This is a genomic window from Kocuria sp. JC486 (genome assembly GCF_011602805.1).
In the GTDB taxonomy this organism is placed as follows: Bacteria; Actinomycetota; Actinomycetes; order Actinomycetales; family Micrococcaceae; genus Kocuria; species Kocuria soli.
The window spans coordinates 108004-120051 of the sequence record NZ_JAAOZS010000005.1; the positions used below are offsets into that span (position 1 = coordinate 108004).

Consider the following 12048-nt stretch of genomic DNA (forward strand, 5'->3'; position numbering starts at 1 on the left):
TTCCCCGGCGGCCCGAAAACTCACTATGAGCACCGACGACGGGTGCTCTAGGCTGACGTTCGCGCCCCACCCCCAGCGCGATATCCACCGTTGTGAACAAGTCTGTGGAAATCGGGGGACCGTCCGGCCGACCAGTCCGGTGACCGCCCCCGAGAGATTCCCGGAGCCCGCAGCAGTGAGTCTTCAGCAGAACCAAGTGCTCGACGCGCAGTGGGCACAGTGCCTGGAAACTCTCACCGCGGATCCCTCCATCAGCCCCCGCCACCGTGGCTTCCTGAGCCTGGCCCAGCCGCGCGGCCTGATGGGATCCACCCTGTTGGTGGCGGTGCCCAACGAGCTGACTCGGGAAGTCTTCCAATCGACCATCGCGGCGGCCATCAGTAATGCCGTGACCCAGGCCTTCGGGGCGGACACCCTCATGGCGGTCGTGGTCGACACGGAACTCGACAAGGTCGAACAACCCCAGGCTGCCGAAGTCGGCGGTACCGGTGATCAGGAACGGTCAGATCACGCGACGTCAGGGAACTCCGGGAACACCCTGCCGCCGCTCGAGGAGTTGGAAGCCGAACGCGGATCATCGGGGCCCGAGCCGCTGCGTGACTCACAGCCCCTCGTCGTCGACTACGGCGCACCCGAGCCGGTGGAGCCCGAACCCGTCTCGTCCAACGGGACAGTGCCGCACACCGATGCCACAGCAGTTGCTCGTGAGGATCACGGCACGGCCACGGCCGAGACCACCGAATGGAACTCCTCCGCGCGGCTAAACCCCAAGTACATCTTCGAGTCCTTCGTGATCGGCCAGTCGAACCGATTCGCCCACGCCGCCGCGTTTGCCGTGGCCGAAACCCCGGCGAAGGCCTACAACCCGCTGTTCATCTACGGCGATTCCGGGCTGGGCAAGACGCACCTGCTCCACGCGATCGGCCATTACGGCAAGCGCCTCTACCCGGAGATGCGCGTGCGCTACGTGAACTCGGAAGAGTTCACCAATGACTTCATCAACTCCATCCGCGACGACGAGGGCTCCTCCTTCAAGGAGATCTACCGCAACGTGGACATGCTGCTGATCGACGACATCCAGTTCCTGGCCGGCAAGGAGCACACGCAGGAGGAGTTCTTCCACACGTTCAACTCCCTGCACAACCACGAGAAGCAGATCGTGATCACCTCCGACATGCCGCCCAAGCAGCTCACGGGCTTCGCGGACCGGATGCGGTCGCGCTTCGAGTGGGGTCTGATCACGGACGTTCAGCCGCCCGAGTTGGAAACCCGCATCGCCATTCTGCGCAAGAAGGCGGACGCGGACGGCATGAAGGCCTCTCCGGAAGTCCTGGAGTACATCGCCTCTCACATCTCGACCAACATCCGGGAGCTCGAGGGTGCGTTGATCCGCGTGACCGCATTCGCCTCGCTGAACAAGCAGGAAGTGGACCTCCCGCTCGCGGAGTTGGTCCTCAAGGACCTGATCACGGACGACGACGGCGGTGAGATCACCGCGGCCACGATCCTGGGGCAGACCGCTGCGTACTTCGACATCTCCTTGGACGAGCTCAAGTCCAAGTCACGGACCAGGACCCTGGTGACCGCCCGTCAGATCGCCATGTACCTGTTGCGCGAGCTCACGGACATGTCACTGCCCAAGATCGGTCAGGAACTGGGCGGCCGCGACCACACCACGGTCATGCACGCAGACCGCAAGATCCGCACCTTGATGGCGGAGCGGCGTCAGATCTTCAACCAGGTCACCGAACTGACCAACCGCATCAAGCAGCAACAGCGCACGGGCTGACACGTTCTCTCCACCGCCAGGCTCTTCACCGGTCACTGCCGAACGTGCCACCGGTGAACCAGCCGGCGATCACTCCAGGGGCTACCTCGAATGAGGCGGCCCCTGACTTTTCCACAGGGTGCGGCCCGCATCGACAAGGACGGATCGTTTTGTAATCACAAGATTTGGTGCGGTGTGGACGTCCTGTGCACGGTGGAGAATCACCACCTGTGGACAACTCTGTGGAGAACAGCTTCTTCGGAGTGGACAACTTAGGGCTGCGGGTGGACGACGTGTGGAGATCCGCGGAATGACAAGGATGTTCTTCCACGGAGAGGGATTCGTTCCGTGGATCCAGGACCACAGGAAACCCACAGGTCGATCGTTGAGCTGGGGCCCTCAGACATGGTTTTCCACATCTTCCACAGGGGTTATTAACACTCCTACCCATCTTCTTCTCTTCTCCGAACAACGTTCGAGGGATCTGACCCGGCACGTGTAATTACAAGCTCTCCACGATCGATGAGTTCTGTCCCCACCCAGATCATCTGACGCTGGCACGCAGGTGCACACCGGATGGATTACCTGGAGCGACGCCGATAGCATGCTGTCGTCGTGTGTTCGGTCCCGGACCGCGCGGCATTGCGAATGAAAGGCTGCCAACCCGTGAAGTTCTCCGTGGAACGTGACGTCCTGGCTGAGGCTGTGACCTGGACAGCTCGATCGTTGTCCCCCAGGCCTCCGGTCCCGGTGCTCTCCGGTCTGCTGCTCAAGGCGGAAGCCGGGCAGGTTTCTCTGGCGGGCTTCGACTACGAGATCTCTTCGCGGGTGTCCATCGATGCCGAGATCCAGGAGGAAGGGACCACCTTGGTCTCCGGTCGCCTTCTGGCCGACATCTGCAGATCCCTGCCCTCCGCTCCGGTCGACGTCGTCGCCGAGGATGGGAAACTGACCCTGACCTGCCGGTCCTCACGGTTCAACCTGGCAGCCATGCCCGTCGAGGAATACCCGGAACTGCCCGGACTCCCGGAGGTTTCCGGTGTGGTGGACGGCGCCGAGTTCGCACAGGCCGTTGCCCAGGTCAACATCGCGGCGTCCAAGGACGACACCCTGCCGATCCTGACCGGTGTTCGGGTGGAGATCGACGGCGAACGGATGACCCTGCTGGCCACGGACCGTTACCGCCTGGCCATGCGCGAGCTCACCTGGCGTCCCGGCAGCTCGTCGCTGCAGACCTCGGCGTTGGTCAAGGCCAAAACGCTCAACGACATCGCCAAGACCCTCGGCCCCGCGGGTGACCTGAACATTGCCCTCTCCGATTCAGCGGAACTGGTGGGCTTCGAATCCGGTGGCCGCCGGACCACGTCCCTATTGATCGACGGCGAATACCCCAAGATCCGCTCCCTGTTCCCGGAATCCACTCCGATCACGGCCTCCGTGAAGACCTCTGAGCTGGTCGAAGCCGTACGTCGTGTGTCCCTGGTCGCGGAGCGCAACACCCCGGTACGGCTGGCCTTCACCGAAGGACAGGTGGCACTGGACGCCGGCACCGGGGAGGACGCCCAGGCTTCCGAGATCATCGAGGCCAACCTTCAGGGCGACGACATCACGGTGGCCTTCAACCCCACCTACCTCTCCGAGGGCCTGCACGCTTTCGGCTCCGAGTACGTGCGGTTCTCCTTCACGGCACCGCCCAAGCCGGCTGTTCTCTCCGCCCAGGAGGAATCCGACGGCGAGGACCGCGACGACTACCGGTACCTCCTGATGCCGGTCCGCCTGCCCAACTCCTGATGTCCGCAGGGGCGGTCGGAGAACTCGCCCTCTCACCCAGCGGGGGTCGCCGTGCATCTTGAGAGCCTGTCTCTGGTGGATTTCCGCACCTACGCGGCTCTTGACCTTGCCCTGGGCCCCGGGATCACCGTGTTCCTGGGCTCCAACGGGGTCGGCAAGACCAACATCGTGGAGGCCGTGGACTTCACGGCGACCCTGGGCTCCCACCGGGTGTCCTCGACGGCACCGCTGATCCGGATGGGTGCCGAGCGCGCCGTCATTCGTGCCGGGGTCCGACGCGCGGGCCATCGCACCACGCTGGAGTTCGCCCTGGAGAACGGGAAGGCCAACACCGTTCGGATCAACCGCGGGTCCGCAACGCGAGCGCGGGAGGCGCTGGGAACCGTGCACACGGTGCTGTTCTCCCCCGAGGACCTGGCGTTGATCAAGGGCGATCCCTCCAACCGGCGCCAGTTCCTGGACGAGCTGGCCACATCCATGCGTCCCGTTCTGGCGGGAGTGCGCGCCGACTACGACAAGACCGTCAAGCAGCGCAACGCCCTGTTGAAATCCGCCCGTGCCGCCGGCCGGGTGACCGACGCGCACCTGGCGACCTTGTCCGTCTGGAACGAGCAGTTGGCAACCTCCGGGGCGCAGTTGTTGCACGCCCGGCTCCAGCTCGTGAAAGCGCTGGAGCCGGAGGTCCACCGAGCCTACGCCCAATTGACCGACGGTCCTCGGTTCCCGTCCCTGCGCTACCGGTCCTCCGTCCTGCCTGCGGAGGCCGAGGGACGGGTCGCGGATCTGGAGCACTTCTCCGTGGCCGACCTCCGACACCTGATCCTCGAAGCCTGCGAGCGGATGCAGAGCAAGGAAGTCGACCGGGCCATGTCCCTGGTGGGCCCGCATCGTGACGAACTCGAGCTCAATCTGGGTGACTTCCCCGCCAGGGGCTATGCCTCCCACGGCGAGATGTGGTCCTATGCGCTCGCCCTGCGCCTGGGGTCCTGGTACGTGCACCTGGACGACGACCGCAGCGAAGGTGCCTCACCCATCCTGATCCTGGACGACGTGTTCGCCGAGCTGGACGCGCGCCGTCGCGACCGTCTGGCCGAGGCGGTCTCCGGTGCCGAACAGGTGCTGGTCACCGCGGCCGTGGCCGACGACGTGCCCAGCGCCCTGCGGGACGCGCAGGGCAACGAGGCGATCAGAGTGATTGCCGTGTCACCGGGGAGGGTGGAAACGGCCGAGGAAACGGCGAGGGAGACGGCCGAGGGCAGCGATGAGTGAGCAGCCCGAGGATGATCCGAACGGTGAGCTCAACGTGGTGCGCATCAGCGACGAGGTCGACGCGGCGGCCGCGGCGCTGACCCGGGTCCGCTTCGCGGCGGAATCCCGCGGGCAGGGGCGGCTGTACGGTGCGGCGGCCAAGGCCAATCTGCGGAACTTCGCCGCCGCCATGGATTCGCGGACCGCCAGCCCGGTGCGCAAGCGCGAGGAACAGACCGACCCCCGGCAACTCGGCGGGTACTCGGGTGCCGGTGTGTCCGCTCGGGACCCGCAGGGCGTCGGGTCCGTCATGCAGCGATTCGTGTCCGGACGGGGCTGGCGCACACCGGTTGCGGTGGGCTCGGTCATGAACATGTGGCCCAAGATCGTGGGTCCGTACATCGCCGAACACTGCGTGCCGGAGGCCTTCGAGGACACCGTGCTCAAGATCCGGTGCTCCTCCACGGCGCAGGCCACGAACCTGCGCATGTTGGAGTCCCAGGTGCTGAAGAGCATCGAGACGGAGCTCGGTACGGGGATCGTGACCCGCCTGGAGATCCACGGACCGGTGGCACCGAACTGGAAGCGCGGCCCCAGGACCGTGCGTGGTCGTGGACCGAGGGACACCTACGGATGATTCGGTGAACGACGTCCCGGTGGTCCGAACCGTGGAACGCTGACAGACCGCCTCGGGGCCTGGTGGATGACAAGGGGCACATCTCCCTGCCTCCCAGTGGCTCCTACCGACTGTTTTTGCCCGATGGGGGCCACTTTCACTCTGAATCGACGCCCGTGTGCGCGCGTTTCCGGTAAGATGTCACACAGACAAACACCCAGCGCATCGCGCACGCGGAGGCTCCGCCCGATGGTCGAGCATCCCGTGCGATTTTTGTGCCGCCCGGAGCGCCGTGACGAACCGGACGTCGAGCATCGACGTCGTCGAACGTAGGCCGTCGCGCCCGCGGAACCCGGGTGAGAACCAGGAGGAACCTAGAGCTCGTGGCAGATCAGCAGAGCCCGAACAGCGGCTACGGCGCCAGTGACATCACCGTTCTGGAAGGCCTGGAAGCGGTTCGCAAGCGTCCTGGCATGTACATCGGATCCACGGGCCCGCGGGGCCTGCACCACTTGGTGTACGAGGTCATCGACAACTCGGTGGACGAGGCCCTGGCGGGCTACTGCGACCACATCGAGGTCGTGCTCCAGAGCGACGGCGGAGTGCGGGTCACGGACAACGGCCGTGGCATCCCGGTGGACCTGCACCCCACGGAGGGCAAGCCCACCGTGGAGGTGGTCATGACCATCCTGCACGCTGGCGGAAAGTTCGGCGGCAGCGGGTACGCGGTCTCCGGCGGTCTGCACGGCGTGGGCATCTCCGTGGTCAACGCCCTGTCCGCGCGGGTGGACACCGAGGTCCGCCGGCAGGGTTACGCCTGGCGCATGAGCTTTGCCAACGGCGGCGTGCCGCAGGGTGAACTGGTCCAGGGTGAGGAGACGGAGGCCACCGGTACCTCCCAGACGTTCTGGCCGGATCCCGAGATCTTCGAGACCGTCGAGTTCGACTTCGAGACCCTCCGGGCCAGGTTCCAGCAGATGGCCTTCCTCAACAAGGGCCTGCGCATCACCCTGACCGACGAGCGTTCCCTGGACGACTCCGGTGACGAGGTCGCCGGGGAGAAGCGCGTGGAGATCACGGGCGACGACGCCGTCGACGGTGCCGCTTCCGAGGGCGAAGCTGGCCAGGACGTGACCGCCAAGGAGGGCGACTCCGCCAAGGCGGAGGTGCTCAACAAGGTGGGCGTCACGGAGGACGGGCACCGCAAGGTGGTCTACCAGTACGACCTGGGTCTGCTGGACTACGTCACGTTCATCAACGACGGCAAGAAGGCCGATCGCGTGCACGACGACGTCATCGCCTTCGAAACCGAGGACGAGGGGCGACAGCTCTCGCTCGAGATCGCGATGCAGTGGACCACGGCCTACAGCGAGTCCGTGCACACCTATGCGAACACGATCAACACGCACGAGGGTGGCACCCACGAAGAGGGCTTCCGCACCGCGCTGACCACGCTGATCAACCGCAAGGCGCGGGAGTTCAAGCTGCTGCGGGACAAGGACGACAACCTCACCGGCGACGACGTGCGCGAGGGACTGACCGCGGTGATCTCCGTGAAGCTCGGTGAGCCGCAGTTCGAGGGCCAGACCAAGACCAAGCTGGGCAACTCCGAGGCCAAGCCGTTCGTGCAGCGTGTGGTCAACGACGAGTTCGGTGACTGGCTGGAGCGCAACCCGCAGGCCGGCAAGGACATCATCCGCAAGGCCATCAGCGCGTCCCAGGCGCGGCTGGCCGCTCGCAAGGCGCGGGAGACCACCCGTCGCAAGGGTCTGCTGGAGTCCGGCGGCATGCCCGGCAAGCTCAAGGACTGCTCCTCCAAGGATCCCTCCCGCTCGGAGATCTACCTGGTGGAGGGTGACTCCGCGGGTGGTTCGGCCGTGCAGGGCCGCGATCCCGCACACCAGGCGATTCTTCCGCTGCGCGGCAAGATCCTGAACGTGGAGCGTGCGCGCCTGGACCGGGCGCTGTCCAATGCCGAGGTGCAGTCCATGATCACGGCCTTCGGGTCGGGGATCGGCGACGACTTCGACATCGAGAAGGCGCGGTACCACAAGATCGTGCTCATGGCCGATGCCGACGTGGACGGTCAGCACATCACCACGTTGCTGCTGACCCTGCTGTTCCGCTTCATGCGGCCGCTGATCGAGCACGGTTACGTGTACCTGGCGCAGCCGCCGCTGTACCGGCTCAAGTGGTCCAACGCCCCGCACGACTACGTGTTCTCCGACGCGGAACGCGACGAGGCGCTCAAGAAGGGCTACGCCAACAACCAGCGTCTGCCCAAGGACAACGGGATCCAGCGCTACAAGGGCCTGGGCGAGATGTCCTACACCGAGCTGTGGGAGACCACGATGGATCCGGAGACCCGCACGCTGCTGCAGGTGACCATGGAGGACGCGGCCGCCGCCGAGCAGGTCTTCTCCGTGCTGATGGGCGAGGACGTCGAGTCCCGCAAGGAATTCATCCAGAAGAACGCCAAGGACATCCGCTTCCTAGACATCTGATCGTTCATGTTGGTTCCGGCATACACACTGGTGAGAGCCGGCACACGAGATCAAATAAGGACGTCGGAGCGACGTCCCGGGAAGAAGTAGTCAGACAAGGACGGAAACGGCACGAATGAGTGACGAGACTCAGGCAACGCCCCAGGACCCCACGCCGGGCGACCAGACCGGCACGGAGGTCGAGGCGACCACGGTGGACGGCGCGGTCATCACCGAGCGCGTCGAGCAGGTGGACCTGCAGACCGAGATGCAGCGGTCCTACCTGGACTACGCCATGGCGGTCATCGTGGGCCGCGCCCTCCCGGATGTCCGGGACGGGCTCAAGCCCGTGCACCGCCGCGTGATCTACACGATGTACGACGGCGGGTTCCGCCCGGACCGCGCGTTCAACAAGTGCGCTCGCGTGGTGGGCGACGTGATGGGTCACTACCACCCGCACGGTGACTCGGCGATCTACGACGCCCTGGTGCGTCTGATCCAGCAGTGGGTCATGCGCTATCCGCTGGCCCTGGGTCAGGGCAACTTCGGTTCCCCGGGCAACGACGGCGCAGCCGCCCCGCGGTACACCGAGACCAAGATGGCGCCGTTGGCCATGGAGATGGTCCGGGACATACACGAGGAAACCGTGGATTTCCAGGACAACTATGACGGCAAGAACCAGGAGCCCGTGGTCCTGCCGGCCAGGTTCCCGAACCTCTTGGCCAACGGGTCCTCCGGCATCGCCGTCGGCATGGCCACCAACATCCCGCCGCACAACCTGCGGGAACTGGCCGACGGTGTGCAGTGGGCGCTGCAGAACCCGGAGGCCTCCCGGGAGGAACTGCTGGAGGCGCTGCTCAAGCGCATCAAGGGTCCGGACTTCCCCACCGGGGCGCAGATCCTGGGTCACAAGGGCATCGAGGACGCGTACCGGACCGGCCGTGGCTCCATCAAGATGCGCGCCGTGGTCAACGTGGAGGAGATCCACGGACGCACGTGCCTGGTGGTCACCGAGCTGCCGTACATGGTCAACCCGGACAACCTGGCCGTGAAGATCGCCGACCTGGTCAAGGAAGGCAAGATCCCGGGCATCGCGGACATGCGCGACGAGACCTCGGGCCGCACGGGCCAGCGTCTGGTGATCGTGCTCAAGCGGGACGCGATCCCCAAGGTGGTGCTGAACAACCTCTACAAGCACACCCAGCTGCAGGAGAACTTCTCCGCCAACATGCTGGCGCTGGTGGACGGCGTTCCGCGCACCCTGTCCCTGGACGCCTTCATCCGGCACTGGGTCAAGCACCAGATCGAGGTCATCGTCCGGCGTACGCAGTACCGCCTGCGTCAGGCCCAGGAAGAGGCCCACATCCTGCGCGGCCTGCTCAAGGCGCTCGACGCCCTGGACGAGGTCATTGCCCTGATCCGTCGCTCGCCCACTCCGGACGAGGCCCGCACCGGGTTGATGGAGCTGCTGGACATCGACGAGGAACAGGCTCAGGCCATCCTCAACATGCAGCTGCGTCGCTTGGCGGCCCTGGAGCGGCAGAAGATCCAGGACCGTTTTGCGGAGCTGGAAGAGATGATCCGTAATTACGAGGCGATCCTGGCCTCCGAGGAACGTCAGCGGCAGATCATCTCTGAGGAACTGCAGGAGATCGTCCAGCGCTACGGGGACGATCGTCGCACCGAGATCCTCATGGGCTACGACGGCGACATGTCCGTCGAGGACCTGATCCCGGAGGAAGACGTCGTCGTGACCATCACCCGCGGTGGGTACGTCAAGCGCACCCGATCGGACGAGTACCGGGCCCAGCGCCGCGGTGGCAAGGGTGTTCGCGGTGCCACGCTGCGCGGCGACGACGTGGTGGAGCACTTCTTCACCACCACCACGCACCGCTGGATCCTGTTCTTCACCAACTTCGGCCGGGTGTACCGCACCAAGGCCTATGAGTTGCAGGAGGCCGGACGCGATGCCAAGGGTCAGCACGTGGCCAACGTGATGGCCTTCCAGCCGGACGAGCACATCGCGCAGGTCATGGAGCTGCAGAGCTACCAGGACGCCCCGTACCTGGTGCTGGCCACCCGCCGGGGCCTGGTCAAGAAGACCCGCCTGGAGGACTACGACACCAACCGGTCCGCCGGCGTGATCGCGATCAACCTGCGCGACGGTGACGAGCTGGTCTCCGCCAAGCTGGTCTCCACGGACGATGACATGCTGTTGGTCTCCCGCAACGGCCAGTCCTTGCGCTTCAACGCGACCGACGAGGCCCTGCGGCCCATGGGGCGTGCGACCTCCGGAGTGACCGGCATGAAGTTCCGCGAGGACGACGAGCTGCTGGCGGCCCAGGTGGTCCGCGACAACACGGAGAGCTTCGTGTTCGTGGTGACCGAAGGCGGTTACGCCAAGCGCACGGTGGTGGACCAGTACCGCGTGCAGAACCGCGGTGGCCTGGGCATCAAGGTGGCCAAGCTCGACGACGACCGCGGCAAGCTGGCCGGCGCGCTGATCGTGGGCGCGAACGACGAGGTCATGGTGGTCATGTCCTCCGGCAAGGTGGTTCGCTCCGCCGTGTCCGAGGTCCCCGCCAAGGGCCGCGACACCATGGGCGTGATCTTCGCCAAGCCCGCGCCCAAGGACTCCATCGTGGGTGTTGCCTGGAACGCAGATCGGCACATCGAGGAAGAGGTCGAAGCGGAGGCCGGAGAGGGCGCCGTCGTCGACGGTGGAGCCGCTGGTGAGGCCGAAACCCAGGCGACGGATGACGCCGTGGCACCATCTGCCGAAGCGGATGACGTAACGTTGGACGAAGGAAACCACGGAGGTGACGCATGAGCCCGAAGGCACGTTCGAGCACGAGCGGTCGAACCACACCCAAGTCGACCTCGGGTGCCAAGGCCGGATCGGCCTCGGGTAGTTCTTCGTCTGGTCAGGGGCCCGCGGGCGCCGGAACCAAGGTTGCGGACAAGAACCAGGGCAAGTCGCTGAGCAAGGCTCTGGGCAGGGGCTCCGGGGACGGCGACAAGTCCGGCAAGGCGGCCAACCGGCCGTCCACGAAGGGCCTGGTTCGCCCGGCACCGCGCGCCAAGGTGCGCCGCGCTCGCCTGGTGGTCTCCAAGGTGGACACCTGGTCCGTGCTGAAGCTGGCGTTCCTGCTGTCCGTGGCGCTGGGCATCATCACGCTGGTGGCCGCAGTGCTGCTGTGGATCCTCATGGACATCACGGGCCTGTTCAACGGCATCAACGAGCTCATGAGAATGCTGGCCGGGCCGGAGGGCTCCACGGACATCCGTGAGGTGGTCTCGCTGGGGCAGGTGGCGGTGGTCGCCACCGTGTTCGCGGTGATCAACGTGATCCTGTTGACGCTGCTGTCCGTGTTGGGCGCGGTGCTCTACAACTTGGCCGCCGGGCTGATCGGCGGAATCGGTCTTACCCTGACCGACGACTGAGCATGCTCGATTCCGACCCCCGCCCGGGTTTGTGGGGGTTGGCGCCCATCGTGTAATGTCTTCTCTCGGTCCAAGCCCCAGGACAGTAGTTCTGGTCCAGGACCCACGGGCGTATAGCTCAGACGGTTAGAGCGCTTCGCTGATAACGAAGAGGTCCCAGGTTCAATTCCTGGTACGCCCACGGAATCGATGTCCAGGACGGAGGTTCGCAACGTGAAGAAGATCCTTCTCACCGCTGCGGTCATCGTCACGGGCGCGATTGCCGCCGGAGTCGCCAACCAGCGATTCCAGGAGCAGGAAGCCGACCGCCAAGCGTGGCGAGAGGTGACCGACCCGGTCGAGTAGCACTCGACCACGGGGGCATGGCGCAATTGGTAGCGCATCTGCTTTGCAAGCAGAGGGTTAGGGGTTCGAGTCCCCTTGCCTCCACAAATGTGATGAGTCGAGTCATCGTTCATGGTGTTCAGACCCCAGTAGCCCTTGGTGGGGTTGATGTCGTGTTCGGAGAGGATCTCGCCGGTGGCGGTGGCTAGGACGGGGGCGTGAGGAACGAACTGATGACAGATTCGGTTTAGGCCGCGAGTGTGAGCGGCTCGGTTAGTTTTGCTTCGAACTCGATGGGCGTCGACCCGCCGAGCGTGTCCTGCGCTCGCTGCCGGTGATACTTCCGCCCGATCCAGACCACGATGGCCAGACGC

At 65.4% G+C, this 12048-nt stretch carries 8 protein-coding genes, 2 tRNA genes and 1 pseudogene; 10 read left to right on the plus strand and 1 reads right to left on the minus strand.

Annotated elements, in window-relative coordinates:
* The first annotated feature begins 175 nt into the window (after positions 1-175).
* The 10 genes from dnaA to GWK18_RS04790 all read left to right on the plus strand — a co-directional run bounded on the left by dnaA (position 176) and on the right by GWK18_RS04790 (position 11779).
* Positions 176-1789 carry a chromosomal replication initiator protein DnaA gene (gene dnaA / locus GWK18_RS04750; RefSeq protein ID WP_348535833.1) on the plus strand — a complete coding sequence of 538 codons (1614 nt, stop codon included), beginning with the start codon at positions 176-178 and terminating at the stop codon, positions 1787-1789.
* Between the two features lie 645 nt (positions 1790-2434).
* Positions 2435-3559 (plus strand): DNA polymerase III subunit beta, encoded by a 1125-nt coding sequence (gene dnaN / locus GWK18_RS04755; RefSeq protein WP_123824322.1) that lies wholly within the window; start codon positions 2435-2437, stop codon positions 3557-3559.
* A gap of 51 nt (positions 3560-3610) precedes the next feature.
* Positions 3611-4828 carry a DNA replication/repair protein RecF gene (gene recF / locus GWK18_RS04760; protein ID WP_123824321.1) on the plus strand — a complete coding sequence of 406 codons (1218 nt, stop codon included), beginning with the start codon at positions 3611-3613 and terminating at the stop codon, positions 4826-4828.
* Complete coding sequence (locus tag GWK18_RS04765; protein WP_123824320.1) at positions 4821-5444, plus strand: DciA family protein; 624 nt, start codon at positions 4821-4823, stop codon at positions 5442-5444. Before recF ends, GWK18_RS04765 begins: the two co-directional genes overlap by 8 nt.
* Before the next feature lie 362 nt (positions 5445-5806).
* The gene (gene gyrB / locus GWK18_RS04770) at positions 5807-7927 is read left to right on the plus strand and encodes a DNA topoisomerase (ATP-hydrolyzing) subunit B (RefSeq protein WP_123824319.1); all 2121 of its coding nucleotides are present in this window, start codon (positions 5807-5809) and stop codon (positions 7925-7927) included.
* 115 nt (positions 7928-8042) lie between these two features.
* Complete coding sequence (gene gyrA, locus GWK18_RS04775; RefSeq protein ID WP_123824318.1) at positions 8043-10736, plus strand: DNA gyrase subunit A; 2694 nt, start codon at positions 8043-8045, stop codon at positions 10734-10736.
* Complete coding sequence (locus GWK18_RS04780; RefSeq protein ID WP_123824317.1) at positions 10733-11350, plus strand: DUF3566 domain-containing protein; 618 nt, start codon at positions 10733-10735, stop codon at positions 11348-11350. The genes gyrA and GWK18_RS04780 overlap by 4 nt, the downstream gene beginning before the upstream one ends.
* A gap of 107 nt (positions 11351-11457) precedes the next feature.
* Positions 11458-11531, plus strand: a tRNA-Ile gene (locus tag GWK18_RS04785).
* Between the two features lie 32 nt (positions 11532-11563).
* Positions 11564-11695 (plus strand): DLW-39 family protein, encoded by a 132-nt coding sequence (locus GWK18_RS12880; protein ID WP_209280899.1) that lies wholly within the window; start codon positions 11564-11566, stop codon positions 11693-11695.
* A gap of 11 nt (positions 11696-11706) precedes the next feature.
* Positions 11707-11779 (plus strand) — tRNA-Ala (locus GWK18_RS04790).
* 142 nt (positions 11780-11921) lie between these two features.
* On the opposite strand, the pseudogene GWK18_RS04795 reads toward GWK18_RS04790, so the two are convergent.
* A pseudogene (locus GWK18_RS04795) lies at positions 11922-12048 on the minus strand (IS3 family transposase); the annotation flags it as partial.

What these genes read in the sequence shown, in the direction of transcription:
- GWK18_RS04765 (WP_123824320.1), top strand. Translation starts at nt 4,821, where the DNA reads ATGAGTGAGCAGCCCGAGGATGATCCGAACGGTGAGCTCAACGTGGTG.
- GWK18_RS04780 (WP_123824317.1), top strand. Translation starts at nt 10,733, where the DNA reads ATGAGCCCGAAGGCACGTTCGAGCACGAGCGGTCGAACCACACCCAAG.
- gyrA (WP_123824318.1), top strand. Translation starts at nt 8,043, where the DNA reads ATGAGTGACGAGACTCAGGCAACGCCCCAGGACCCCACGCCGGGCGAC.